The sequence below is a fragment of the Roseateles sp. genome (genome assembly GCF_019237615.1).
Classification (GTDB): domain Bacteria; phylum Pseudomonadota; class Gammaproteobacteria; order Burkholderiales; family Burkholderiaceae_C; genus Pelomonas.
In genome coordinates, this window is record NZ_JAFAGT010000085.1 from 1 (window position 1) to 24,842 (window position 24,842).

Here is a 24,842-nt window from a genome sequence, read left to right on the forward strand (position 1 = left end):
GCCATTTCGTCCAGCGCGGCAAGGTGCGAATAGCCGGGAGCGCGGATCTTCAGCCGGTACGGCTTGTTCGCACCGTCGCTGACGATGTAGATGCCAAACTCACCCTTCGGGTGCTCGACTGCGGCATAGGCCTGGCCTTCGGGCACGCGGAATCCTTCGGTGAAGAGCTTGAAATGGTGGATCAGCTCTTCCATCGAGGACTTCATCGACTCGCGGCTCGGCGGGGCGACCTTGTGGTTGTCCGTGATGACCGGGCCCGGGTTGGCGCGCAGCCAGGCCACGCACTGCTGGACGATGCGGTTGGCCTGGCGCATTTCCTCAACGCGCACGAGGTAGCGGTCGTAGGTGTCGCCGTTCGTGCCGATGGCCACGTCGAAGTCCATCTGGCCGTAGACGTCGTAGGGCTGCTTCTTGCGCAGGTCCCAGGCGATGCCCGAGCCGCGCAGCATCGCGCCGCTGAAGCCCAGGTTGAGCGCGCGCTCGGGCGACACGACGCCGATGCCGACCGTGCGCTGCTTCCAGATGCGGTTGTCCGTCAGCAGCGTCTCGTAGTCGTCGACGTTCTTCGGGAAGCGACGGCAGAAGTCCTCGATGAAGTCGAGCAGCGAGCCCGAACGGTTCTCGTTGAGCTGCGCGATGGCCTTGGCATTGCGGATCTTGCTGACCTGGTATTGCGGCATGCTGTCCGGCAGGTCGCGGTAGACGCCGCCCGGACGGAAGTAGGCCGCGTGCATGCGCGCGCCCGACACCGCCTCGTACATGTCGAAGATGTCCTCACGCTCGCGGAAGCAGTAGATGAGGATGTTCATCGCACCGCAGTCCAACCCGTGCGCACCCAGCCAGAGCAGGTGATTCAGAATGCGGGTCAGCTCGCCGAACATCACGCGGATGTACTGGGCGCGGATGGGCACTTCGAGGCCCAGCATCTTCTCGATGGCCAGGCAGTAGGCATGCTCGTTGGACATCATCGACACGTAGTCGAGGCGGTCCATGTAGGGCAGCGACTGGATGAAGGTCTTGCTTTCGGCCAGCTTCTCGGTGGCACGGTGCAGCAGGCCGATGTGGGGGTCGGCGCGCTGGATGACTTCGCCGTCAAGCTCCAGCACCAGACGCAGCACGCCGTGGGCGGCCGGGTGCTGGGGACCGAAGTTCAGCGTGTAGTTCTTGATTTCTGCCATTACAGACCGCCGTACTTGTCTTCGCGGATGATGCGGGGCGTGATCTCGCGCGGCTCGATGGTGACCGGCTGGTAGATCACGCGCTTCTGTTCGGCGTCGTAGCGCATCTCGACGTGACCCGACACCGGGAAGTCCTTGCGCATCGGGTGGCCGATGAAACCGTAGTCCGTCAGGATGCGGCGCAGGTCATCGTGGCCGTCGAAGATGACGCCGTACATGTCGAAGGCCTCGCGCTCGAACCAGTTGGCCGAGTTCCACACCGGCGTGACCGAGGCCACGCAGGGGAAGTCGTCGTCGGTGGCGAAGACCTTGAGGCGCAGGCGCCAGTTCTTGCTGATCGACAGCAGGTGGCTCACGACGGCGTAGCGCTGGCCCTCCCAGGCGCCGTCGCCATAGCCGCTGTAGTCGACGCCGCAGAGGTCGATCAGCTGCTCCAGCTGCAGCTCGGGATGGTCGCGCAGCGTGGTCGCAACGTCGAGATAGTCGGCCGCGCGAACAGTCAGCGTCAGCTCGCCCAGGGCGGACTGCAGCGAGACGACGCGCTCGCCCAGGATGGCGCCAATCTGCTGGGCCAGGGTTTCGAGATTCAGGCTCATACCTTGGCGCTCAGCGGGCAATGGTGTTTTCGCGGCGGATCTTGGCCTGCAGCTGCAGGATGCCGTACAGCAGGGCCTCGGCCGTCGGCGGGCAGCCGGGCACGTAGACGTCCACCGGCACGATGCGGTCACAGCCGCGCACCACCGAGTAGCTGTAGTGGTAGTAGCCGCCGCCGTTGGCGCAGGAGCCCATGGAGAGCACCCAGCGCGGCTCAGCCATCTGGTCGTAGACCTTGCGCAGGGCCGGCGCCATCTTGTTGCACAACGTGCCGGCCACGATCATCAGGTCGGACTGACGCGGGCTCGGGCGGAACAGCATGCCGAAGCGGTCGATGTCGTAGCGCGCGGCACCCGCGTGCATCATCTCGACGGCACAGCAGGCCAGACCGAACGTCATTGGCCACAACGAGCCGGTCTTGGACCAGTTGATGAGCTTGTCGACCGATGTCGTGACAAAGCCCTCTTTCAGGACGCCTTCAATACCCATTTGAAATTCCCAGCTTGTGTCGGCGGACGCTTATTCCCAATCGAGGGCGCCTTTTTTCCACTCGTAGGCGAAGCCCACGACGAGGATGCCGAGGAAGATCATCATCGCCCAGAAGCCGGTCGCACCGATTTCCCTGAGCGCCACGGCCCAGGGGAACAGGAAGGCGATTTCCAGGTCGAAAAGAATGAACAGGATGGCGACGAGGTAGTAGCGCACGTCGAATTTCATGCGCGCGTCTTCAAAGGCCTCGAAGCCACACTCGTAGGGGGAGTTCTTGGCCTGATCCGGCCGATTGGGACCCAACAGCGCGCCGAGCACCTGGGGCGCGATCCCGACCACTGCGCCAACCAGGATGAAGAGGATGACGGGCAGGTATTGTTCGAGATTCATCTGCGCTTTCTCGTGTCACAAAAGCAAACAGGCGCGCCACCAGCGAATCGAATGATGTCGCTCGCGGATCGCGCCCGCCTGGAACCTTGCATCCACCTCCCGGCTCGAACCGGGCGATCTCCGCGACAGGCCGCTTTGGCTGACTCCCACAACAGCGGAAGCCTTGCCGATTGTTTGGTGCCGTCGGCGAGACTCGAACTCGCACAGCTTTCGCCACTACCCCCTCAAGATAGCGTGTCTACCAATTTCACCACGACGGCAGGTACTCAATTTGCCTGGCAACAAAGGAGGGTTTGCATTGCCAGACAGCCTCGCATTCTATACCGGAAAAGCCTGGCCTCCGGCGAAGACGCGAGGGTTAGTTCGCCTTCTTCAGTGCGACGCCGGGGATGCCGGCGCTGCGGGGGCGACGACGGCACCGGGGATGGCAGCGGCTCCCGAGGCGGCCGGCGCCACGATGGCAGCGCGGTCCAGCACGTTGTCGACGGCCGGCGCGGAGGTGCGGCCGTTGGACAGGAAGGCCAGGCCCAGGGTGCAACCGAAGAACAGCGTCGCGGCGACGGCCGTGCTGCGCGACAGGAAGTTGGCACTGCCGGTGGCACCGAACAGGCTTCCCGACGCACCACTGCCGAAGGAGGCGCCCATGTCGGCGCCCTTGCCGTGCTGCACCAGCACCAGACCGATGATCACCAGAGCCGACAGCAACTGAACGATCAACACCAGATTCGCAAAGACCTGCATTCCAAACACTCCATCAAAACTCTTGTGGCGCCCTGCCCTCTTGGCCAGGCGCCGGGAAAACTCAGTGGGCCGCAGCCAGGCAGATGGCCGCGAAGTCGGCCACCTTCAGGGATGCGCCCCCGATCAGACCGCCATCGATGTCGGGCTGGCCGAACAGCTGGGCGGCGTTGTCGGCCTTGACGCTGCCGCCGTACAGGATGCGCATTGCCGACGCGCGGTCCGTCGCAGCCTGCATCTGGGCGCGCAGCACCGCATGCACGGCCTGCGCTTCGGCGGGCGTGGCGGTCAGGCCGGTGCCGATGGCCCAGACAGGCTCATAGGCCACGACCATCTCGCCGCAGCAATGCCCCAGCGTGTGGATGACCGCCGCGAGCTGGCGCTTGACGACAGCTTCGGTCTGGCCGGCCTCGCGCTCGGCACGCGTCTCGCCCACGCAGACGATGGGCGTCACGCCATGCGCCAGCGCGGCCTTGGCCTTGTCGGCGACGAGCTGGTCGCTCTCCGCGTGATAGGCCCGCCGCTCCGAGTGACCAACGATGGCATAGCGGCAACCGACGTCGGCCAGCATCGCGCTGGACACCTCGCCGGTGTAGGCCCCCTGCTCGTGAGCCGAGCAGTCCTGCGCACCGTACGCGATGGCCGTACCGGTCAACGCGAGGGCCGTCTCGGCGATATAGGGGAAGGGCACGCAGACGGCGACGTCGGCGTTCCAGGGGCCGGCCTCCTTCAGGCCGGCAAGCAGCTGGGCATTGGCAGCCCGGCTGCCATGCATCTTCCAGTTGCCCGCGACGAGCTTTCTTCTCATCTCTTGCTCTCCCTCACCAGGTCAGCACGATCTTGCCGATGTGCTGGTTGGACTCCATCCGCGCGTGCGCCTCGGCCGCCTGCGCGGCGGGCAGCTCACGGTCGATGACCGGCCGAATACGGCCCGCCTCGATCAGCGGCCAGACCCGGTCGCGCAGCGAACGCGCCAGGCCGGCCTTGAAGGCCGCCGAGCGCGGGCGCAGCGTCGAGCCGGTGATGGTCAGGCGCTTGCGCAGAACGAGGCCGGCATCGATCTCCGACTTCACGCCACCCTGCACCGCGATCAGCGCCAGACGACCGTCGTCGGCCAGCGCCTGCACGCCACGGCCGATGTAGTCGCCGGCCACCATGTCCAGGATCACGTCGACACCGCGACCACCCGTGGCGGCCTTGGCCTCGGCGACGAAGTCCTGCTCGCGGTAATTGATCGCGATGTCGGCGCCCAGTGCCTTGCAGGCCTCGGCCTTGTCGGCGCTGCCGACCGTCACCAGCACGCGGGCGCCCAGCGCCTTGGCGATTTGGATGGCCGTCACGCCGATACCGCTGGAGCCACCATGGATCAGCAGCGTCTCACCAGCCTGCAGACCGGCACGGTCAAACACGTTGGCCCAAACGGTGAAGCAGGTCTCCGGCAGCGTGGCCGCCTGCGCCAGCGTCCAGCCCTGGGGCAGCGGCAGGCATTGGCCCACCGGAGCCGTGCACAGCTCGGCATAGCCGCCGCCGTTGACCAGCGCACAGACCTTGTCGCCGACCTTGAAGCCAAGCGCAGCCAGGGCCTGCTCGTCGCCGGCGACGATCTCGCCCGCAACCTCCAGACCCGGCAACTCGCTCGCCCCGGGCGGCGGAGGGTAGGCGCCCTTGCGCTGCAGCACGTCCGGACGGTTGACGCCCGAAGCTGCAACACGGATCAGGCACTCACCCGGGCCCGCGACCGGATCCGGCCGCTCGGCCAATTCCAGCACCTCGGGCCCGCCGGGGCGGGTGATCGCGATGGCTTTCATCGCCGGTCTGTTACTCCGCGGCGGCCGGCGCTTCTTCAGCGCCCGACGCAGCTTCACGGGGCTCACGCTCCGGACGGTCGATCAGCGCCTTCATGGACAGCTTGATGCGGCCCTTCTCGTCGGTCTCCAGCACCTTGACCTTGACGACCTGGCCTTCCTGCAGGAAGTCGGTCACCTTCTCGACGCGCTGGTGGGCGATCTGGCTGATGTGCAGCAGGCCGTCCTTGCCGGGCAGCAGGTTCACGAGGGCGCCGAAGTCCAGGATCTTGACGATCGGGCCTTCGTAGATCTTGCCCACTTCGACTTCAGCGGTGATCTCGGCAATGCGCTTCTTGGCCATCTCGGCCTTCTCGGCATCCGTCGAGGCGATGGTGATGGTGCCGTCCTCGGCGATGTCGATGGTCGTGCCGGTCTCTTCGGTCAGCGCCCGGATGGTGGCGCCGCCCTTGCCGATCACGTCACGGATCTTCTCCGGGTTGATCTTCATCGTGTACAGGCGCGGGGCGAACTGCGACACCTCGGTGTTGGCGCCGCTCATGGCCTCGACCATCTTGCCCAGGATGTGCAGGCGTGCCTCCTTGGCCTGAGCCAGTGCGACCTGCATGATCTCCTTGGTGATGCCCTGGATCTTGATGTCCATCTGCAGGGCCGTGATGCCGGTCGTCGTGCCAGCCACCTTGAAGTCCATGTCGCCGAGGTGGTCCTCGTCACCCAGGATGTCGGTCAGCACGGCGAAGCGATTGGCGTCCTTGATCAGGCCCATGGCGATGCCGGCCACGTGGGCCTTCATCGGCACGCCGGCGTCCATCAAAGCCAGGCAGCCGCCGCAGACGGAAGCCATGGACGAGGAGCCATTGGACTCGGTGATCTCGGAGACAACGCGCAGCGAGTACGGGAAGTCTTCCTTGCTCGGCAGTGCGGCGATCAGCGCGCGCTTGGCCAGGCGGCCGTGGCCGATTTCGCGGCGCTTCGGCGAGCCCACGCGGCCCGTCTCGCCAGTGGCGAACGGGGGCATGTTGTAGTGCATCATGAAGCGGTCTTCGAACTCGCCATCCAGCGCGTCGATGCGCTGCGCATCACGGTCCGTCCCCAGCGTGGCGACGACCAGGGCCTGCGTCTCGCCGCGCGTGAACAGCGCCGAGCCGTGGGTGCGCGGCAGGATGCCGTTGCTGATCTCGATGGGGCGCACGGTGCGGGTGTCGCGACCGTCGATGCGGGGCTCGCCGGCCAGGATCTGGCTGCGGACGATGCGGGCTTCGATCTCGAACAGCAGGCCTTCGACCTCGACCTTGTCGAACGACACGCCTTCGGCCGACAGCGCGGCGAACACGTTGGCCGATGCCGCACGGCAGGCTTGCGTGCGGGCCTGCTTGGAACGGATCTGGTAGGCCTCGCGCAGCGGGCCTTCCGCCAGGGCGTTGACCTTGGCGATGAAGGCTTCATCCTTGGCGGGAGCAACCCAGTTCCAGGTCGGCTTTCCGGCTTCCTTGACCAGCTCGTTGATCGCAGCGATGGCCACATTGCCCTGCTCGTGGCCGAAGACCACGGCGCCCAGCATGACTTCCTCCGACAGGCCCGAGGCCTCGGACTCGACCATCAGCACGGCGGCTTGCGTGCCGGCGACGACCAGGTCCATCTGGCTGTTGGCCAGCTCGGACTTGCTGGGGTTCAGCGTGTACTCGCCGTTGACGTAGCCCACGCGGGCAGCGCCGATGGGGCCGTTGAACGGGATGCCGGACACGGCCAGCGCGGCGGACGTGCCGATCATGGCGGCGATGTCGGCCTGCACTTCGGGGTTCAGGCTCACCACATGGATGACGACCTGCACTTCGTTGAAGAAGCCTTCGGGGAACAGCGGACGGATCGGACGGTCGATCAGGCGGCTGGTCAGCGTCTCGTGCTCGCTGGGGCGGCCCTCGCGCTTGAAGAAGCTGCCGGGGATCTTGCCGGCGGCATAGGTCTTCTCGAGGTAGTCGACGGTCAGCGGGAAGAAATCCTGGCCGGCCTTGGCCTCGGTCTTGGCGACCACGGTGGCCAGCACGACGGTGCCTTCGATGTTGACGAGGACGGCGCCGGTGGACTGGCGGGCGATCTCACCCGTTTCCAGCACGACTTGGTGGCGCCCCCATTGGAAGGACTTGGTGACCTTATTGAACATGGACATGCTCATCTCCTGGTTGTGGTGGACGCAGTCAATCGCGTCCGGTGAAACCGGGAACGAGGCTGGGTTTGGTCCAGATGCCATTCCAGGGCGGCTCGGGTTGGAGCCGTCTTGGAATGATCCGCGACCACGTCAGCTTGGTTCCTGGCTAGAAAGACAAAGAGCCTGTACTGGGCTTGATGGACCAGACAGGCTCCTTGGCGGATTCGCTAGCTTACTTGCGCAGGCCCAGCTTCTGGATCAGCGCGACGTAACGGGCGGAGTCCACGCGCTTCAGGTAGGCCAGCAGGCTCTTGCGCGTGTTGACCATCTTCAGCAGGCCGCGGCGGCCATGGTGGTCCTTGGCGTGCAGCTTGAAGTGGGGGGTCAGCTCGTTGATGCGGGCGGTCAGCAGGGCAACTTGGACTTCCGGGCTACCGGTGTCGTTGGCGCTGCGGGCATTGGCCTTGACGATTTCGGCCTTGTTCAGATCGGCGACGGACATTTTGTTTTCCAAAAAGGTTTCGGAAGTCCGGCCGGGCGAGACGCACACGAGGCGCTGCCGCAGACGGTTTCCGGGGTTGACTTGCGGACACGGGGGAAACCGCCCCGAGCCGTGCTATGCATTCCGCACGCCTTGCGGCGCACAAAACCTGCGGATTCTAGCCCAAAGCCGGGAACGGGCCAAACCGCGGCAGGCCAGGCGGGCGCACATAAGGCCAGCCACTCGAGCTTTCAAGAGCCCAAACCGCCCTGCCCTGCAAATGCGTGACTTCTCTTGCCGCGGCGGAAAAGCGCTCTTGAAGCGCATTCCGGCCACCCTATCTCTCGGTCATCGGGTGCTGCTCCCGACTGGTTCAGCAGCGCAAACCTACGGAGTTGTCCCCATGTTCTATCTGACCCATCCCCGCCAAGTCACCCGTGTCCTGCGTCAGTTCGACGCCGACGTCGCCCGCACCCCGGCCCTGGACGTCAGCGAAGACGACAAGGCCTACAGCGTCACCGTTGACATGCCCGGCGTGGCCAAGGAAGCCGTCAAGGTCCGCGTGGAAGGCCGCCGCGTGCACATCGAGACCGCCGCCGCCGAAGCCGCCGCGCCGAGCGATGGCTCCCGCATGCTCTACCGCGAGCGCCGCGCCGCCAGCTACGCCCGCAGCTTCTCGCTGCCGGTCGAGATCGACCAGGCCCAATCGCAGGCCCGCTTCGACAACGGCGTGCTGACGCTGACCCTGGTCAAGCGTGTCGCCGAAAACGGCGGCCAGCTGACGGTCAACTAAGCCGCGCTCAGATCCCAGCGCGGGCGGACCTCGAAGCCGCCGTCCCGCCTGGGTCGGGCCATGCCGCGCTGCACGCGCAGCGCGGCGGCCATCGCGATCATGGCGCCGTTGTCGGTGCACAGCGACAGTTCGGGATAGTGCACGCGCACGCCTCGCTTGGCGCAGACCGCGTTCAGCTGCTCGCGCAGCTTGACGTTCGCACCCACGCCACCGGCCACGACGAGACGCTTCAGGCCGGTCTCCTTCAGCGCCAGCAGCGACTTCTTCACGAGCACCTCGACGATGGCGGCCTGCGTCGACGCGGCCAGGTCGGCCTTGGTCTGCTCGCAGGGCGATTCGCCAATCCTCTTCACCTGCGTCAACACGGCCGTCTTGAGGCCGGCAAAGCTGAAGTCCGGCCTGCCGCTGTGCAGCAGCGGGCGCGGCAACTCGAATGCTGCCGGATTGCCGAACTCGGCCATGCGCGCCAGGTGCGGGCCACCAGGGTACGGCAGACCCAGCAGCTTGGCGCTCTTGTCGAAGGCCTCGCCGGCCGCGTCGTCTATGGTCTCGCCGAGGATCTCGTAGCTGCCCACGTCGTCCACGCGCATCAGCTGCGTGTGGCCGCCACTGACCAGCAGCGCGACGAAGGGGAACTCCGGAGGGTCAGCCGACAGAAAGGGCGACAGCAGATGCCCCTCAAGGTGATGGATGGGCAGCGCCGGCACATCCAGCGCCGCGGCCAGCGACACCGCCACACCGGCACCCACCAGCAGCGCACCCGCAAGGCCCGGACCCTGCGTATAGGCCACCAGGTCCACGTCCTGCAGCGCCACGCCGGCCTGCGACAGCACCTCGCGCGTCAGCGGCAAAACACGGCGCACATGGTCGCGCGAGGCCAGCTCGGGCACCACGCCGCCATAGGCCTGGTGCATCGAGATCTGGCTGTGCAGCGCCTGCGCCACCAGCCGTGGCGGCTTGTCGCCGTCGACCTCGACGAGCGCCACCCCGGTCTCGTCACAGGACGATTCGAAGCCGAGGACGCGCTGGACCGAACTCACTTGCCTTCCTTGGCGTGGTTGATCGAGTACTTGGGGATCTCGACCGTGATGTCCTGCTGGCGCAGCAGCGCCTGGCAGGACAGCCGCGAGTCGGGCTCAAGCCCCCAGGCGCGGTCCAGCATGTCTTCCTCGTCCTCTTCCATCTCGCTCAGCGAGCGGCCACCCTCGCGCACGATGACGTGGCAGGTGGTGCAGGCGCAGACCTGGTCGCAGGCATGCTCGATGTGGATGTCGTTGTCCAGCAGGGCTTCGCAGATCGACGTGCCCGGGGCGGCCGTGATGCTGGCGCCCTGCGGGCAGTACTCGGCGTGCGGGAGGATCTTGATGACGGGCATGGTGTGAATCTCAGAGCTGGCTGACATCGCGGCCGGTCAGCGCGCGGGCGATGCTGCGGTTCATGCGTTCGGCGGCAAAGCCTTCGGTCGCCTCGGCCAGCGCCTTTGTTGCAGCCTCGATGGCGTCGGCGTCGCCGGTCATGGCGGCCAGCGCCGACAGGCGGGCCTCCAGCGCCTCGCGCTCGGCCTCCGGCAGCAGGTCGCCGTCGGCGGCCAGTGCGCTGCGCGTGGCCAGCACCATGCGCTCGGCCTCCACCCTCGCCTCGCGCAGCTTGCGCGCGGCCATATCGGCGTCGGCACTGGCGAAGCCGTCCTTCAGCATGCCGGCGATCTGCTCGTCGGAGAGGCCATAGCTTGGCTTGACGGCGATGGCGGCCTCCACACCCGAGGTCAGTTCCTGGGCCGACACGCTGAGCAGGCCATCGGCATCGACCTGGAAGCTGACACGAATGCGCGCCGCGCCGGCCGCCATGGGCGGGATGCCGCGCAGCTCGAAGCGCGCGAGGGACCGGCATTCGCTGACCAATTCGCGCTCGCCCTGCACCACGTGCAGCGCCAGCGCGGTCTGGCCGTCCTTGAATGTCGTGAAGTCCTGGGCCTTGGCGACGGGGATCGTGGCGTTGCGCTCGATGATGCGCTCGACCAGGCCACCCATGGTCTCCAGACCCAGCGACAGCGGGATCACGTCCAGCAGCAGGATCTCGCCATCGGCCGCATTGCCGGCCAGCTGGTTGGCCTGGACGGCCGCACCCAGCGCCACGACCTCATCGGGGTTCAGGTTGGTCAATACCTCGCGGCCAAACAGATCGCCGACCGCACGGCGCACGACCGGCATGCGCGTAGAACCACCCACCATGACCGTACCCTGCACGTCCGCGGCCTTGACCTTGGCATCGCGCAGCACGCGCTTCACGGACGACAAGGTCCTGGCGATCAAGGGCTGAGCCAGTGCCTCGAACTGGGCTTGCGTGACGGTCACGCGCAGCTCGCCCGCGTCCAGCGCGGCAACGAGCTCGGTGGATTCGGCGTCGGACAGCGCCTCCTTGGCGGCTCGCGCGGCGACCAGGATGGCGCGCTTGTCATGGGCCGACTCCAGAGTCCGACCGGCCAGCACCCAGTCCGCCAGCGCGCGGTCGAAATCGTCACCACCCAGCGCTGCATCGCCACCGGTCGCCACGACCTCGAACACGCCACGCGTCAGCCGCAGCAGCGAGATGTCGAAGGTGCCGCCGCCCAGGTCGTAGACGGCATACAGGCCCTCGCTGGCGTTGTCCAGGCCGTAGGCGATGGCCGCCGCCGTGGGCTCGTTGATCAGGCGCAGCACCTTGAGGCCCGCCAGCTCCGCGGCGTCCTTGGTGGCCTGGCGTTGGGCGTCGTCGAAATAGGCCGGCACCGTGATGACCGCGCCGAACAAGTCGTCCAGGAAGCTGTCCTCGGCGCGGAAGCGCAGCGTCGCGAGGATCTCCGCGGACACCTCGACAGGGCTCTTCACGCCGTCGCGCGTCACGATGCCCAGCATGCCGGGGCGATCCTCGAAGTGGTAGGGCAGATGCTCGCGATCACCCACGTCGGCGACGCCGCGGCCCATGAAGCGCTTGACCGAGACGACCGTGTTCTCGGGGTCCTCCGCCTGTGCCGCCAGCGCGTCGGCGCCGATCTGGCGGCGGCCCTCGGGCAGGTAGCGCACTGCCGACGGCAGGATCACGCGGCCCTGCTCGTCGGGCAGGCACTCGGCAACGCCATGGCGCACGGCGGCGACAAGGGAATGCGTCGTGCCGAGGTCGATGCCGACGGCAATGCGGCGCTGGTGCGGGTCGGGCGAGGCGCCGGGTTCGGAGATCTGCAGAAGAGCCATGGGTCAGGCGTCCAGCGCGGCAAGGCGCTTGTCGATGTCGGCCCGGAAGCGCTGGATGAACATCAGCGCGCGGACCTGGGATGCGGCGGCGGGCGCGTCGCCCACCTCGTCGAGCAGGCGCCGGGCCTGCTCCAGCGCGGCGGCCTGGGCGCGCGCCGCGTCGTCGTCCAGCGCCTCGAGCCCGGCCTCGTCGCCTGCTTCGTCCAGCGCCTCGCGCCACGCCATCTGCTGCATCAGGAAGGCTGCAGGCATGGCCGTGTTGTTCTCGGCCTGCACCGGCGCGCCGCGCAGCTCGCACAGATAGGCGGCACGCTTGAGCGGGTCCTTCAGGCGCTGGTAGGCCTCGTTCACGCGCATGGCCCATTGCATGGCCACGCGCTGGGCAGCAACGCCTTCCGCGGCGAAGCGGTCGGGGTGGACCTCGGCCTGCAGCGTCTTCCAGCGCGCGTCGATGTCGGCACGCTGCTGGGCCTGCCGCGCAGGCAGGCCGAAGAGCTGGAAGTCGTTGTCGGTCAGTCGCATGGTTTGGCGAAAAAGCAAAAAGCGCGGCCCGTGCCGCGCTCGCGAAGATCGTCGGTGTCGATCACACGCGGAAGGATTCGCCGCAGCCGCAGCGGTCCTTCTCGCGCGGATTGCGGAACTTGAAGCCTTCGTTCAGGCCTTCGCGCACAAAGTCCAGCTCGGTGCCGTCGAGGTAGGGCAGGCTCTTGGGGTCGATGAGGATCTTGACCTCATGACCCTCGAAGACGACGTCCTCGGGCGCGGCCTCATCGGCGTACTCCAGCTTGTAGGCCAGGCCCGAGCAGCCGGTTGTCTTCACGCCCAGGCGAACGCCAATGCCCTTGCCGCGCTTGGCGATGTAGCGCTTGACATGACGGGCAGCAGCCTCGGTCAGGGTCACCGACATATCAGTTCGCGTGTTTGGCGCGGTAGTCGTCCACGGCCGCCTTGATGGCGTCCTCGGCCAGGATGGAGCAATGGATCTTGACCGGCGGCAGCGCCAGTTCCTCGGCGATCTGCGTGTTCTTGATGGACAGCGCCTCGTCCAGGCTCTTGCCCTTGACCCATTCGGTCACGAGCGAGCTGGAGGCGATGGCCGAGCCGCAGCCATAGGTCTTGAACTTGGCGTCCTCGATGAGGCCGGTGGCCGGGTTGACCTTGATCTGCAGCTTCATCACGTCGCCGCAGGCCGGGGCGCCGACCATGCCGGTGCCGACGTCCTCGTCGCCGTTCTCAAACTTGCCAACGTTGCGGGGGTTCTCGTAGTGGTCGACGACCTTGTCGCTGTATGCCATGGTGTTCTCCTAGTTCGCGATCAGTGCGCCGCCCACTGGATGGTCGACAGGTCGATGCCATCCTTGTACATGTCCCACAGCGGGGACAGCTCGCGCAGCTTGGCGACGCGGTCGGCCAGCACGCTGATCGCATAGTCGATCTCTTCCTCGGTCGTGAAGCGGCCGATGGTCATGCGCAGCGAGCTGTGGGCCAGCTCGTCGCTGCGGCCCAGCGCACGCAGCACATAGCTGGGCTCCAGGCTGGCCGAGGTGCAGGCCGAACCGGACGACACGGCAATACCCTTGACGCCCATGATCAGCGACTCGCCCTCGACGTAGTTGAACGAGATGTTCAGGTTGTGCGGCACGCGCTGCTCGAGGTCGCCGTTGATGAAGGTCTGCTCGATGCCGGACAGGCCCCGGACCAGGCGGTTGTGCAGCGCGCGGATGCGCTCGCTCTCGGTACCCATCTCCTCGCGGGCGATGCGGAAGGCCTCGCCCATGCCGACGATCTGGTGCACCGGCAGCGTGCCCGAGCGCATGCCGCGCTCATGGCCGCCGCCATGCATCTGGGCCTCCAGGCGCACGCGCGGCTTGCGGCGCACGTACAGCGCGCCTATGCCCTTGGGGCCGTAGGTCTTGTGCGAGGCCAGGCTCATCAGGTCGATGGGCAGCCGGGCCATGTCGATCTCGACCTTGCCGGTGGCCTGGGCCGCATCGACGTGGAAGATGATGCCGCGCTCGCGGCAGAGGTTGCCCAGCGCGACGACGTCCTGGATGACGCCGATCTCGTTGTTCACGTACATGACCGAGGCCAGGATGGTGTCCGGGCGCAGCGCGGCCTTGAAGGCCTCCAGGTCGACGAGGCCGTTCTGCAGCACGTCGAGGTAGGTCACCTCGAAGCCCTGGCGCTCCAGCTCGCGCATGGTGTCCAGCACCGCCTTGTGCTCGGTCTTCACCGTGATCAGGTGCTTGCCGCGGGTCTTGTAGAACTGCGCGGCGCCCTTCAGCGCGAGGTTGTTGGATTCGGTAGCGCCCGAGGTCCAGACGATCTCGCGCGGGTCCGCGCCGATCAGCGCGGCGACCTGCTCGCGGGCCTTCTCGACCGCTTCTTCCGCCTCCCAGCCCCAGGCGTGACTGCGCGACGCCGGGTTGCCGAAATGCTCGCGCAGCCAGGGGATCATCGCGTCGACCACGCGGGGATCGCACGGCGTCGTCGCGCCGTAGTCGAGGTAGATCGGGAAGTGCGGGGTCATGTCCATGGAACGACTACTCTTTGAATTCTTCTTACTTGCTGAACGCGCCGCCCAGCGCGAACACCGAGTTCGGCGCCGTCACGCGGATGGGTTTGAGCACCGGCTGGCTGGAGATGGCGCGCTTGACCGGCGCCGCCTCGACCTCGAAGCCCTTGGCCAGCTGCTCGTCGGCGAGCTTGCGCAGCGACACGGAGTCGAGGTACTCGATCATCTTGGCGTTCAGGTTGGTCCAGAGCTCATGGGTGATGCAGCGGCCGCTGTCCTCGCCCATGCAGTTTTCCTTGCCGCCGCAGCCGGTGGCGTCCAGCGCCTCGTCCACGGCGACGATGATGTCGGCGACGGTGATGTCCTCGGCCTTGCGGCCCAGCGAGTAGCCGCCGCCGGGCCCGCGGGTGCTTTCCACCAGCTCATGGCGGCGCAGCTTGCCGAAGAGCTGCTCCAGGTAGGACAGCGAAATCTGCTGCCGTTGACTGATCGCCGCCAGGGCCACCGGGCCCGTATTCTCGCGCAGCGCCAGGTCCAACATCGCGGTGACAGCAAACCGGCCTTTGGTGGTGAGACGCATACAAACTCCTTTGCGAGAGGTCCGGGCGGGTGTCGTCCGGATCCAATGAATTCGGGTTAACCCGAGAGGCCCAGACAATAGTCGAGCGATTCATTTCCGATGATTTTACTCGACTACTCGCCGGCACCCTGTTCGCCACCAGTAGCCACAGGCAACAAGGGGTTTCTTGCTGCAGCGCAGCAGCGTCAGCGCGAAGCGCCGCCCTTGCGGGCGCTGTCCAGCGGCACGATGTTGTCGTGCACCAGCGCGCCGAAGGCCTGCTCGCGCAACTGCGCCAGCTGGTCGCGCAGCCGGGCAGCCTGCTCAAACTCCAGGTTGCGCGCATGTTCCAGCATCTGCTTCTCGAGCTGGGCCATGCGCTTGGCCAGGTCCTTCTCGGACAAGTCCTCGACCCGGGCCGCCGCCAGCAGCTTGGCGTCGTCGCGGCCGGCCTCCTCGGAATAGACGCCATCTATGAGGTCCTTGATGCGCTTTTGAACGCTGCGCGGCGTGATGCCGTTAGCCTCGTTGAAGGCGATCTGCTTGGCACGGCGGCGCTCGGTCTCGCCCATGGCCTTGCGCATGGACTCGGTGATCTTGTCCGCGTACAGGATGGCCTTGCCGTTCAGGTTGCGCGCCGCCCGGCCTATGGTCTGGATCAGGCTGCGCTCGGCACGCAAGAAGCCCTCCTTGTCCGCATCCAGGATGGCCACCAGCGACACCTCCGGGATGTCCAGCCCCTCGCGCAGCAGGTTGATGCCCACCAGCACGTCGAAGGCACCCAGGCGCAGGTCGCGCAGGATCTCCACCCGCTCCACCGTGTCCACGTCCGAGTGCAGATAGCGCACCTTGACGCCGTTGTCGCTGAGGTAGTCGGTCAGCTGCTCGGCCATGCGCTTGGTCAGCGTCGTGATCAGCACGCGCTCGCTGGCCTCCACGCGCAGACGGATCTCCTGCAGCACGTCGTCCACCTGGTGCGTGGCCGGGCGGACCTCGACGAGGGGGTCCACCAGGCCCGTGGGCCGCACGACCTGCTCCACCACCTGGCCGGCGTTGTCCTGCTCGTACTGCGCCGGCGTGGCCGACACGAAGACGGCCTGGCGCATCTTGCGCTCGAACTCGGCGAACTTCAGCGGCCGGTTGTCCAGCGCGGACGGCAGACGGAAGCCGTACTCCACCAGCGTCGTCTTGCGCGCCCGGTCGCCGTTGTACATGCCGCCGAACTGGCCGATCAGCACATGGCTTTCGTCCAGGAACATGACGGCGTCCTTGGGCAGGTAGTCCACCAGCGTGGGCGGCGGGTCACCCGGCTGGGCGCCGGACAGGTGGCGCGTGTAGTTCTCGATGCCCTTGCAATGGCCCACCTCCTGCAGCATCTCCAGGTCGAAGCGGGTGCGCTGCTCGATGCGTTGCGCCTCGACCAGCTTGCCCTCCTTCACAAAGAAGCCAACGCGCTCGCGCAACTCCTCCTTGATGGCCTCGGCGGCGGCCAGCACGCGCTCGCGCGGCGTCACGTAGTGGCTGCTGGGGTAGACGGTGAAGCGCGGGATCTTCTGGCGCACCTGGCCGGTGAGCGGATCGAACAGCGACAGTCCGTCGATCTCGTCGTCGAACAGCTCGATGCGCAGGGCCAGCTCGGAATGCTCGGCCGGGAACACGTCTATGGTGTCGCCGCGCACGCGGAAATGGCCGCGGGTGAACTCCATCTCATTGCGCGTGTACTGCATGCGTATGAGGTGGGCGATGACGTCGCGCTGGCCCAGCTTGTCGCCCACGCGCAGCGTCATCACCATCTGGTGGTAGTCGCTGGGGTTGCCGATGCCGTAGATGGCCGACACCGACGCGACGATGACCACGTCGCGCCGCTCCAGCAGGCTCTTGGTGCAGGACAGGCGCAACTGCTCGATGTGCTCGTTGATCGCGCTGTCCTTCTCGATGAACAGGTCGCGCTGCGGCACATAGGCCTCGGGCTGGTAGTAGTCGTAGTAGCTGACGAAGTACTCCACCGCGTTCTTGGGGAAGAAGTCCCGGAACTCGCTGTACAGCTGTGCCGCCAGCGTCTTGTTCGGCGCGAAGACGATGGCCGGCCGACCCAGGCGGGCGATGACGTTGGCCATCGTGAAGGTCTTGCCCGAGCCGGTCACGCCCAGCAGCGTCTGGTAGCTCAGGCCGTCGTTCACCCCCTCGACGAGCCGGGCGATGGCGGTCGGCTGATCCCCCGCCGGCGGGAAAGGCTGGAACAGCTGGAACGGCGAGCCTTCGAAGCTGACGAATTCGCCCTTGCGCTCCTCCGTGTCGCTTTCGGAGCCGGGCATGGCGTTCAAGGCTTCTTGCATGGGGAATTCCCTGGGTTCACGGGCAAAATTGCTGCGCTGCGAAACCAGGCAGGTTAGCGCAGACCCTCGGTTTTCAACCTGCCCCTGCTGACAACGCCATTTCAGGAACCCTCATGTCTTCTTTGTTCGCCGACGTCGCCCTGGCCCCCCGTGACCCCATCCTCGGCCTGAACGAGCAGTTCAACGCCGACACCCGCCCGGGCAAGGTCAACCTCGGCGTGGGCGTCTACTACGACGAGGCCGGCAAGCTGCCGCTGCTGAAATGCGTGCGGGAAGCAGAAGGCCTCATGGCCGCGACACCCAAGCCGCGCGGCTACCTGCCCATCGACGGCATCGCTGCCTATGACAAGGCCGTGCAGAAGCTGGTCTTCGGCAGCGAGCTCAAGCATGTCGCCACCGTGCAGGCCCTGGGCGGCACCGGCGCGCTGAAGATCGGCGCCGACTTCCTCAAACACCTCAGCCCCGGCGCCAAGGTGATGATCTCCGACCCGAGCTGGGAGAACCACCGCGCACTGTTCACGCAGGCCGGCTTCACGGTCGAGACCTACCCCTACTACGACGCCACCAGCAAGGGCGTCAACTTCGACGGCATGCTGGCCGCGCTGAACGCCGCCCCGGCCGGCACGGTCGTGGTGCTGCATGCCTGCTGCCACAACCCCACCGGCTACGACATCACGGCCGCACAATGGGCCCAGGTGGTCGCTGCCGTGAAGGCCAGGGGCCTGACGCCCTTCCTGGACATGGCCTACCAGGGCTTCGGCTTCGGCCTGAAGGAGGACGGCGAGGCGGTGCGCCAGTTCCTGGCGGCCGGAGTGGGCTTCTTCGTGTCCACCAGCTTCTCCAAGAGCTTCTCGCTGTACGGCGAGCGCGTCGGCGCGCTGAGCGTGGTCTGCAGCGGCGACGAGGAGGCAGCCCGCGTGCTGTCGCAGCTGAAGATCATGATCCGCACCAACTACTCCAACCCGCCCACGCATGGCGCCCAGGTCGTGGCCCAGGTGCTGGCCGACGACCGGCTGCGCGCGATGTGGGAGGAGGAACTGGCCGGCATGCGCGTGCGCATCAAGGCCATGCGCTCGGCCCTGGTGGCGGCGCTGCAGGCCGCTGGCGTCACGCAGGACCTGTCCTTCGTCACCGAGCAACTGGGCATGTTCAGCTACTCTGGCCTCTCCGCCGCCCAGATGCAGCGCCTGCGCAGCGAGTTCGGCGTGTATGGCGTGGATTCGGGCCGCATCTGCGTGGCGGCCCTGAACGAGGTCAACCTGCCGGTCGTGGCTACGGCGATGGCGGCCGTCATGAAGGGCTGACGCCGACGCGGAATGCGCAGGATTGGCGGTTTGGCCGCCAATCCTGCGGCGGCAAATGCTGCACCGCACAACCGGCAAGGCGTTTTCTGGCACCATTGGGGCCTTCCTGTCCCTAGATCAAGGCCAGCCATGCTGTATCAGCTCTTCGAAACCCAGCGCGCGCTGCTCAGCCCTTTCTCCGAGTTCGCGGCGGCGTCGGCCAAGCTCTACAGCCACCCGCTGTCGCCGTTCGCGCACACGCCCATGGCGCAGCGCCTGTCGGCCGGCCTGGACCTGGCGCACCGCCTGGCCAAGGACTACGAGAAGCCGGAGTTTGACATCCGCTCGGTCGAGGTCGACGGCGTGGACGTCGCCGTGCAGGAACTGGTGGCGCTGGAGAAGCCCTTCTGCCGGCTGCTGCGCTTCAAGCGCTACACGGACGATCTGAAAGTGCTGGCCCAGATGAAGGACCAGCCCACGGTGCTGGTCGTCGCGCCGCTGTCCGGCCACCATGCGACGCTGCTGCGCGAGACCATCAAGCAGTTGCTGAAGTCGCACAAGGTCTACATCACGGACTGGACCGACGCCCGCATGGTGCCCCTGGAAGTCGGCCCCTTCCACCTGGACGACTACATCCGCTACGTGCAGGAGTTCATCCGGCATGTCGGCGGCGCGGACTGTCACGTCATTTCCGTCTGCCAGCCCACGGTGCCCGTGCTGGCCGCCATCTCGCTGATGGCATCGGCCGGCGAGGCCACGCCGCGCAGCATGACCATGATGGGCGGCCCCATCGACGCCCGCAAGAGCCCGACGGCCGTCAACAACCTGGCCATGAACCGCAGCTTCAGCTGGTTCGAGAACAACGTCATCTACCGCGTGCCGACCAACTTCCCCGGCGCCGGCCGCGAGGTCTACCCCGGCTTCCTGCAGCACAGCGGCTTCGTCGCGATGAACCCGGACCGCCACCTGAGCTCGCACTACGACTACTTCCTGGACCTGGTGCGCGGCGACGACGAGGGCGCCGAGGCCCACCGCCGCTTCTACGACGAATACAACGCCGTGCTGGACATGCCGGCCGAGTACTACCTCGACACCATCAAGACCGTCTTCCAGGACTTCGCGCTGGTCAACGGCACCTGGCAGGTCGATGGCGCCTTCGTGCGCCCGCAGGACATCACGACCACGGCGCTGCTGACCGTGGAGGGTGAACTGGACGACATCTCCGGCGCTGGCCAGACCCGGGCCGCCCACGATCTCTGCTCCGGCGTGCCCAGGCAGCACCAGTTCCACTACGACGCCATCGGCGCCGGCCACTACGGCATCTTCTCGGGCCGGCGCTGGCGCGAGAAGGTCTACCCCGAGGTGCGCGACTTCATTGCCAAGTACGAGGCCGCACCGCTGAAGAAGACCGCCAAGGCCACGCCCCTCAAGGCGGCGGCCAGGCCCGCGCCGGTCCGCAAGCGCAAAGCGTGAGCCTCGCGACCCTGATCGACGCCGCGCTGCCGCAGACCCAGTGCACCCGTTGCGGCTACCCGGACTGCCGCGCCTATGCAGACGCCATCGCCGCCGGTGAGGCCGAGATCAACCAATGCCCGCCCGGCGGCGCCGAAGGCGTGCACCGGCTCGCCGCCCTCACCGGGCGCCCGGCCCTGGCGCTGAACCCCGTCAACGGCATCGAGGCGACGCGCGGCGTCGCCGTCATCGACGAGGCCTGGTGCATAGGCTGCACGCTGTGCATCAAGGCCTGCCCGGTGGACTGCATCGTCGGCGCGCCCAAGGCCATGCATGTCGTGGTGGCCGCGCAATGCACCGGCTGCGAACTCTGCGTGCCGGCCTGCCCCGTGGACTGCATCTCCCTGCCCGAGGTCACCGAGACGACCGGCTGGGACGCCTGGAGCCAGCCGCAGGCCGACGAGGCGCGCGAGCGCTATGCCTTCCGACAGTTCCGCCGCCACCGCGAGGCTCAGGAGAACGAGGCCCGCCTGATGGACAAGGCCGAGGCCAAGCTGGCGGACCTGCCGGCGGCGTCGGCCATCAGCGACCCGGCGCAGCTGTCCGCCAAGCGCGCCGCCATCGAGGCGGCTCTTGCCCGCGCGCGCGCCAAACGAGGCTGACAATCGCGGCATGAATGCCGCGCAGATCGAACGCTTCTTCGCCACCCTGAAGGCCGCCAACCCCGCGCCGCAAACCGAACTGGAGTTCGCCAGCGTCTTCGAACTGCTGACGGCCGTGCTGCTGTCCGCCCAGGCCACCGACGTGGGCGTCAACAAGGCCACCCGCCGCCTGTTCGTCGTCGCCAACACTCCGGCGCAAATCCTGGCGCTGGGGCAGGAGGGGCTGGAATCCCACATCAAGACCATAGGTCTGTACCGCAGCAAGGCCAAGCACCTGCTGCAGACCTGCCGGATGCTCATCGATCTGCACGGCGGCGAGGTGCCGCGCAGCCGCGAGGCGCTGGAGGCCCTGCCCGGCGTCGGCCGCAAGACGGCCAACGTGGTGCTGAACGTGGCCTTCGGCGAGCCGACGATGGCCGTGGACACGCACATCTTCCGCGTCAGCAACCGCACGGGCCTGGCGCCGGGGAAGACGCCGCTGGCCGTGGAGCTGGGCCTGCTCCAGCGCATCCCGCCGGCCTACAAGGTCGATGCCCACCATTGGCTGATCCTGCACGGCCGCTATGTCTGCCAGGCCCGCAAGCCGTTGTGCAATGTTTGCGCCGTCGCCGCCGAATGCGACTACGGCCGAGACCTAAAATCCACCGCCGCCTGACACTCCCCCATCCATGGCCAGCCTGACCGATCTGACCGACCGCGTGGAGCGCCTGCTCCTTCGCCACGACGAAATCCTGCGCACCAACCTGCTGCTGCAGGTACAGCTGTCCACCATCACGCAGGAGCGCGACAGCCTGCGCTCGCGCCTGAACGCGGCGCGCGCCCGCGTTGACGCGCTGCTGGAGCGCCTGCCCGCCGACACGCCCAAGGAGGACCAGCCATGAAGCAGATGGAAGTGACCATCATGGGCCAGAGCTATCTGCTCGGCTGCCCCGAGGGCGGCGAGGCCGCACTGACGGCCGCCGTGGCCCAGGTGGACCGCGAGATGAGCGCCATCCGCGACGCCGGCAAGGTCAAGGCGCGTGAGCGCATCGCGGTGCTGGCCGCACTCAACCTCGCCTACCAGCTGGCCGAGGCACCGCGGGCCACACCTCGGGAAGTGCCTCGCGAGGCGCCGCCGTCGATGCCCGAGCTGGACGCCCTCGTCATGCGCCTGGACGAGGCGCTGGAGCACGACGGGCAGCTGCTCTAGGCGTCCATGCGCGGATAGACGGGCTCGAAGGCGCCGCGGCGGATCTCGTCCAGCGTCGGTGCCTAGCCGGCCCAGAACACCAGTGCCGGTCCCGGCAGGTCGAGGTTGCGCTCCAGCCAGCGGCACAGCGCGTAGCGGTCCTCGTCCGCCATGCCCGGCAGCTCGACGAAGACCAGGTAGGCCCGGCGGCGCGGGAACTCGCGCAAGGCCTTGCTGACCAGCCAACAGCGCACCACGGGCCTGCAGCGCGCCAGTTCCTGCTGCTCCTCGACCAACTCGAAGACGGACAGGTCATGCCGCGTGATCTGGCTGAAGAACGGCATCTGGCGCAACTCCTCCCAGGCCCTCTCCTCCCCCTCCTGCGCCAGCCGGGCGCGCTCGCGCCAGAGCTTGAGCGCCGCGGCATCGTGCGCCAGGCCCGCGCGTGGCGTCTCCAGCTCGTCCACGGCGTTGCGCGCTGCCCACCAGCGGTGATCGTGGCCCGCGTCCCACAGCCGCTGCAGAGCCTGCAACCGGGAGGGCGGTCGCCGTCGGCCAGCGTGAGCGCCAGCCCCTGCAGCGCGCCTGCATGCTCGGCGCTGCGCTGCAGCGCCAGCTCGTACAGCGGCCGCACGTCTGCGTGGCGATCGAGGCGGCGGCGCAGCGTGGCCTCCTCGACGAGTTCGTCGGCATTGCCCGTCGCCCGCGCCGCCGCGAGCGCCTGCACCCGCTCACGCACGCGGCCCAGCCAGGCGTGATGCCGTTTACAGCCGCTGGCATTGTCCTTGCACCATTGCCTGTCGAAATGCCGCGGCGATTCCCGAGTCGTTGCGCATGCTGTCATGCAGGCGCAGCCAGGACAGCCGGGTGCGGTAGATCCAAGCGGCGAAGCGCCCATGGTCGCCGCGCAAGTGGCCGTACTCGTGTGCCAGCACGGCGAAGAGCCGCGGCTTGTCCAGTGCCATCAGCAGCGGCAGGCCGATGGTGAGCGTGTTCACCGCCCCCCAGCAGTCCCCAGTGCGGCGTCTGCCGGATGCTGGCGTTGAACTCCGCGTCCAGGTAGACGGCATGGATGGGCGGCCCGTGGATTTTCTTGCGCATGCGCTCCAGGGCCTCGAACAGCGTCGGCGCCTCGTGCGCGGTGAGGAGCTGGCCCTCGGGGGCGTCCAGGCGCATCCACAGCGCGCGCAGGCTGACCCACAGCAGTCCCAGCGCCGCGAAAGCGGCGACGCCGCGGCGGTAGGCACGGCTGTCTTGCGCGCTGGCCTGCTCGCTCAGGCGCACCATGTGCACGAAATCGGCCTGATCCATGAAGCCTCCCTGCGGCTCTTCTTGTCGGCGGCGCATCCTAGCGAGCTTCGCAGGTTCTAGAATCACTACCGTCCACCGCTCCGACGGGCTTTAATTTCCTTCATCCGATGCTCTATGAGCAAGGGCTTGGAAAATTCCGGACGGGCGTGATCGTCTCGCGTCAGATGAACCCGAAGTCCGGCTGACCTCGCCCACCTGATTACCCCTGGGTGTTCAGGATCTCGGCCCCCGGATCGCGGTGGACACCTTCTCCTCCCTTAGCATCGGCCGATGAACTACTGGCTGATGAAGTCCGAGCCCGACGAGGCCTCCATCCTCGACCTGCAGCGGGCCGGCACCCTTGCGTGGACCGGCGTGCGCAACTACCAGGCGCGCAACTTCATGCGCGACGACATGCGCATCGGCGACGGCGTGCTGTTCTATCACTCGTCCTGCCCCGAGCCCGGCATCGCCGGCCTCGCCGAGGTCTGCAGCGCGGCCTACCCGGACGCAACGCAGTTCGACCCGGCCAGCCCCTACCACGACCCCAAGTCCAAGCCCGAGATCCCGCGCTGGGTGCACGTGGACGTTCGCTGGCGCGAGACGACGCGGCTGCTGAGCCTGAAGGAGATGCGCGAGGCGCCCGAGCTGGCCTCCATGCGCGTGCTGGAGCGCGGCAGCCGGCTGTCGATCACGCCGGTCACGCCGGCCGAATGGCGCGCCGTGCTGCAGCGGCTGCACGTGAACTGACGGCCAGGCCCCGGCACGTTCGCGCGCGCCGCAGCCGTTAAGCTGCGCGCCCATGAACCACACCGCCCTCGCTCTGGCCCTGGCCGGCCTGCTATGCACCGCCGCCATGGCCGCGCCCGCCAAGGCCCCTGCCAAAAAGAAGACCGCCGCGGAGATCCTGGCCGCCTCGCCCGCCAGCGACTGGCGTGCGCTGGACCCCGACAACACACTGCTGATGGAGCTCGCCTCGGGCCAGGTCATCATCGAGCTGGCACCCCGCTTCGCACCGGCCCACGCGGCCAACATCCGCGCGCTGGCCCATGGCGGCTACTGGGACGGCCTGGCCATCGTGCGCGTGCAGGACAACTTCGTCACCCAATGGGGCGACCCGGACGGCGAGGACGCCACCAAGGCCAGGCCGCTGCCGGCGGGCGTGGCGGCCAAGCTGCCGGCCGAGTTCTCCGTGCCGCTGGACCGCATCGGCAAGAGCGCCCGTTTCGCCAGGCTGCCCGACGTGGACGGCTGGGCTCCGCGCAGCGGTTTTGCCGAGGGCTTTCCCGTCGCTGCCGACCCCAAGGCCGGCAAGGCCTGGCTGGCGCATTGCTACGGCATGGTCGGCGCCGGCCGCGGCGACACCGTCGATTCCAGCAACGGGACCGAGCTCTACGTCGTCATCGGCCATGCGCCGCGCGGGCTGGACCTGAACATCACCGTCGTCGGCCGCGTCATCAAGGGCATGGAACTGCTGTCCGCCCTGCCCCGCGGCGCCGCGGCCATGGGTTTCTACGACAAGCCCGAGCAGCGCACCGGCATCCAGCGCGTGCGCCTGCTGGCCGACGTGCCTGCGGCCGAGCGGCCCGCGCTGCAGTTGCTGAAAACCGAGTCCGGCACCTGGACCCAGTTGCTGGACGCCCGGCGCTTCCGTGGCGGCTGGTTCGTCCACAGCCCCGGCCACGTGGATGTCTGCAGCGCCGGCGTGCCGACGCGGCCGACGCCGCCCTGAA

At 67.5% G+C, this 24,842-nt stretch carries 27 protein-coding genes, 1 tRNA gene and 1 pseudogene; 9 read left to right on the forward strand and 20 right to left on the reverse strand.

Annotated features, from left to right (window positions below):
* From JOY88_RS16595 to rpsO, 10 genes are all read right to left on the reverse strand, one after another.
* The coding region (locus JOY88_RS16595; protein ID WP_293503743.1) for an NADH-quinone oxidoreductase subunit D at positions 1–1,178 on the reverse strand (1,178 nt) is incomplete at its 3' end.
* Positions 1,178–1,774 carry an NADH-quinone oxidoreductase subunit C gene (locus JOY88_RS16600; RefSeq protein WP_293503744.1) on the reverse strand — a complete coding sequence of 199 codons (597 nt, stop codon included), beginning with the start codon at positions 1,772–1,774 and terminating at the stop codon, positions 1,178–1,180. The genes JOY88_RS16600 and JOY88_RS16595, both read right to left, overlap by 1 nt.
* A gap of 10 nt (positions 1,775–1,784) precedes the next feature.
* Positions 1,785–2,261, reverse strand: coding sequence for a NuoB/complex I 20 kDa subunit family protein (locus tag JOY88_RS16605; protein WP_046113908.1), 477 nt, complete (start codon positions 2,259–2,261; stop codon positions 1,785–1,787).
* 30 nt (positions 2,262–2,291) lie between these two features.
* Positions 2,292–2,651, reverse strand: a complete 360-nt coding sequence (locus JOY88_RS16610) for an NADH-quinone oxidoreductase subunit A (RefSeq protein WP_057299616.1) — start codon at positions 2,649–2,651, stop codon at positions 2,292–2,294.
* A gap of 175 nt (positions 2,652–2,826) precedes the next feature.
* A tRNA-Leu gene (locus JOY88_RS16615) sits at positions 2,827–2,911 on the reverse strand.
* Positions 2,912–3,023: 112 nt separating this feature from the next.
* Positions 3,024–3,392: a preprotein translocase subunit SecG gene (secG, locus tag JOY88_RS16620; RefSeq protein ID WP_293503745.1), complete on the reverse strand. Its 369-nt coding sequence runs from the start codon at positions 3,390–3,392 to the stop codon at positions 3,024–3,026.
* 61 nt (positions 3,393–3,453) lie between these two features.
* Positions 3,454–4,197 carry a triose-phosphate isomerase gene (tpiA, locus tag JOY88_RS16625; protein ID WP_293503746.1) on the reverse strand — a complete coding sequence of 248 codons (744 nt, stop codon included), beginning with the start codon at positions 4,195–4,197 and terminating at the stop codon, positions 3,454–3,456.
* 13 nt (positions 4,198–4,210) lie between these two features.
* Positions 4,211–5,197 (reverse strand): NAD(P)H-quinone oxidoreductase, encoded by a 987-nt coding sequence (locus JOY88_RS16630; RefSeq protein ID WP_293503747.1) that lies wholly within the window; start codon positions 5,195–5,197, stop codon positions 4,211–4,213.
* 10 nt (positions 5,198–5,207) lie between these two features.
* Positions 5,208–7,361 carry a polyribonucleotide nucleotidyltransferase gene (gene pnp, locus JOY88_RS16635; RefSeq protein ID WP_293503748.1) on the reverse strand — a complete coding sequence of 718 codons (2,154 nt, stop codon included), beginning with the start codon at positions 7,359–7,361 and terminating at the stop codon, positions 5,208–5,210.
* Between the two features lie 211 nt (positions 7,362–7,572).
* Entirely contained in the window at positions 7,573–7,842 is a 270-nt protein-coding gene (gene rpsO / locus JOY88_RS16640; protein WP_268150409.1) for a 30S ribosomal protein S15, read from the reverse strand.
* A gap of 382 nt (positions 7,843–8,224) precedes the next feature.
* On the opposite strand from rpsO, the gene JOY88_RS16645 reads away from it, so the two are divergent.
* On the forward strand, positions 8,225–8,614 hold the full coding sequence (locus tag JOY88_RS16645) for an Hsp20/alpha crystallin family protein (RefSeq protein ID WP_293503749.1): 390 nt from the start codon (positions 8,225–8,227) through the stop codon (positions 8,612–8,614).
* On the opposite strand, the gene tsaD is transcribed toward JOY88_RS16645, so the two are convergent.
* From tsaD to uvrB, 9 genes are all read right to left on the reverse strand, one after another.
* The gene (tsaD, locus tag JOY88_RS16650) at positions 8,611–9,654 is read right to left on the reverse strand and encodes a tRNA (adenosine(37)-N6)-threonylcarbamoyltransferase complex transferase subunit TsaD (protein WP_293503750.1); all 1,044 of its coding nucleotides are present in this window, start codon (positions 9,652–9,654) and stop codon (positions 8,611–8,613) included. The two genes, JOY88_RS16645 and tsaD, sit on opposite strands and share 4 nt — an antisense overlap.
* On the reverse strand, positions 9,651–9,989 hold the full coding sequence (gene fdx / locus JOY88_RS16655; protein ID WP_293503751.1) for an ISC system 2Fe-2S type ferredoxin: 339 nt from the start codon (positions 9,987–9,989) through the stop codon (positions 9,651–9,653). The genes tsaD and fdx overlap by 4 nt, the downstream gene beginning before the upstream one ends.
* A gap of 10 nt (positions 9,990–9,999) precedes the next feature.
* Complete coding sequence (gene hscA, locus JOY88_RS16660; RefSeq protein WP_293503752.1) at positions 10,000–11,844, reverse strand: Fe-S protein assembly chaperone HscA; 1,845 nt, start codon at positions 11,842–11,844, stop codon at positions 10,000–10,002.
* Between the two features lie 3 nt (positions 11,845–11,847).
* Positions 11,848–12,366, reverse strand: coding sequence for a Fe-S protein assembly co-chaperone HscB (gene hscB, locus JOY88_RS16665; RefSeq protein WP_293503753.1), 519 nt, complete (start codon positions 12,364–12,366; stop codon positions 11,848–11,850).
* Positions 12,367–12,427: 61 nt separating this feature from the next.
* Entirely contained in the window at positions 12,428–12,751 is a 324-nt protein-coding gene (iscA, locus tag JOY88_RS16670) for an iron-sulfur cluster assembly protein IscA (protein ID WP_233373042.1), read from the reverse strand.
* A gap of 1 nt (position 12,752) precedes the next feature.
* Positions 12,753–13,139 (reverse strand): Fe-S cluster assembly scaffold IscU, encoded by a 387-nt coding sequence (gene iscU / locus JOY88_RS16675; RefSeq protein WP_293503754.1) that lies wholly within the window; start codon positions 13,137–13,139, stop codon positions 12,753–12,755.
* 20 nt (positions 13,140–13,159) lie between these two features.
* Positions 13,160–14,380: an IscS subfamily cysteine desulfurase gene (locus JOY88_RS16680; RefSeq protein ID WP_293503755.1), complete on the reverse strand. Its 1,221-nt coding sequence runs from the start codon at positions 14,378–14,380 to the stop codon at positions 13,160–13,162.
* A gap of 25 nt (positions 14,381–14,405) precedes the next feature.
* Positions 14,406–14,939, reverse strand: coding sequence for a Fe-S cluster assembly transcriptional regulator IscR (gene iscR / locus JOY88_RS16685; protein WP_025563988.1), 534 nt, complete (start codon positions 14,937–14,939; stop codon positions 14,406–14,408).
* A 185-nt stretch (positions 14,940–15,124) separates the two neighbouring features.
* The gene (gene uvrB / locus JOY88_RS16690; RefSeq protein ID WP_524539229.1) at positions 15,125–17,254 is read right to left on the reverse strand and encodes an excinuclease ABC subunit UvrB; all 2,130 of its coding nucleotides are present in this window, start codon (positions 17,252–17,254) and stop codon (positions 15,125–15,127) included.
* Positions 17,255–17,367: 113 nt separating this feature from the next.
* Here uvrB and JOY88_RS16695 point away from each other — a divergent pair, with 113 nt between their 5' ends.
* From JOY88_RS16695 to JOY88_RS16720, 6 genes are all read left to right on the forward strand, one after another.
* Positions 17,368–18,558, forward strand: coding sequence for an amino acid aminotransferase (locus tag JOY88_RS16695; protein ID WP_293503756.1), 1,191 nt, complete (start codon positions 17,368–17,370; stop codon positions 18,556–18,558).
* Positions 18,559–18,687: 129 nt separating this feature from the next.
* Positions 18,688–20,010 carry a polyhydroxyalkanoate depolymerase gene (locus JOY88_RS16700; RefSeq protein WP_293503757.1) on the forward strand — a complete coding sequence of 441 codons (1,323 nt, stop codon included), beginning with the start codon at positions 18,688–18,690 and terminating at the stop codon, positions 20,008–20,010.
* A complete protein-coding gene (rsxB, locus tag JOY88_RS16705) occupies positions 20,007–20,651 on the forward strand; it encodes an electron transport complex subunit RsxB (protein ID WP_293503758.1) in 645 nt (214 codons plus the stop codon). The genes JOY88_RS16700 and rsxB overlap by 4 nt, the downstream gene beginning before the upstream one ends.
* Before the next feature lie 10 nt (positions 20,652–20,661).
* Positions 20,662–21,306: an endonuclease III gene (nth, locus tag JOY88_RS16710; protein WP_293503759.1), complete on the forward strand. Its 645-nt coding sequence runs from the start codon at positions 20,662–20,664 to the stop codon at positions 21,304–21,306.
* Positions 21,307–21,319: 13 nt separating this feature from the next.
* Complete coding sequence (locus tag JOY88_RS16715; RefSeq protein ID WP_293503760.1) at positions 21,320–21,532, forward strand: DUF904 domain-containing protein; 213 nt, start codon at positions 21,320–21,322, stop codon at positions 21,530–21,532.
* Complete coding sequence (locus tag JOY88_RS16720) at positions 21,529–21,840, forward strand: cell division protein ZapA (protein ID WP_293503761.1); 312 nt, start codon at positions 21,529–21,531, stop codon at positions 21,838–21,840. The genes JOY88_RS16715 and JOY88_RS16720 overlap by 4 nt, the downstream gene beginning before the upstream one ends.
* A 62-nt stretch (positions 21,841–21,902) precedes the next feature.
* Here the strand turns inward: JOY88_RS16720 and JOY88_RS16725 are convergent.
* Positions 21,903–23,130, reverse strand: a pseudogene (locus JOY88_RS16725) (M48 family metallopeptidase).
* Between the two features lie 270 nt (positions 23,131–23,400).
* Between JOY88_RS16725 and JOY88_RS16730 the strand changes: the two are divergent.
* Both JOY88_RS16730 and JOY88_RS16735 read left to right on the forward strand, forming a co-directional pair.
* Complete coding sequence (locus JOY88_RS16730) at positions 23,401–23,859, forward strand: EVE domain-containing protein (RefSeq protein WP_293503762.1); 459 nt, start codon at positions 23,401–23,403, stop codon at positions 23,857–23,859.
* A 52-nt stretch (positions 23,860–23,911) separates the two neighbouring features.
* Positions 23,912–24,841 carry a peptidylprolyl isomerase gene (locus JOY88_RS16735; protein WP_293503763.1) on the forward strand — a complete coding sequence of 310 codons (930 nt, stop codon included), beginning with the start codon at positions 23,912–23,914 and terminating at the stop codon, positions 24,839–24,841.
* Position 24,842: the final 1 nt, after the last annotated feature.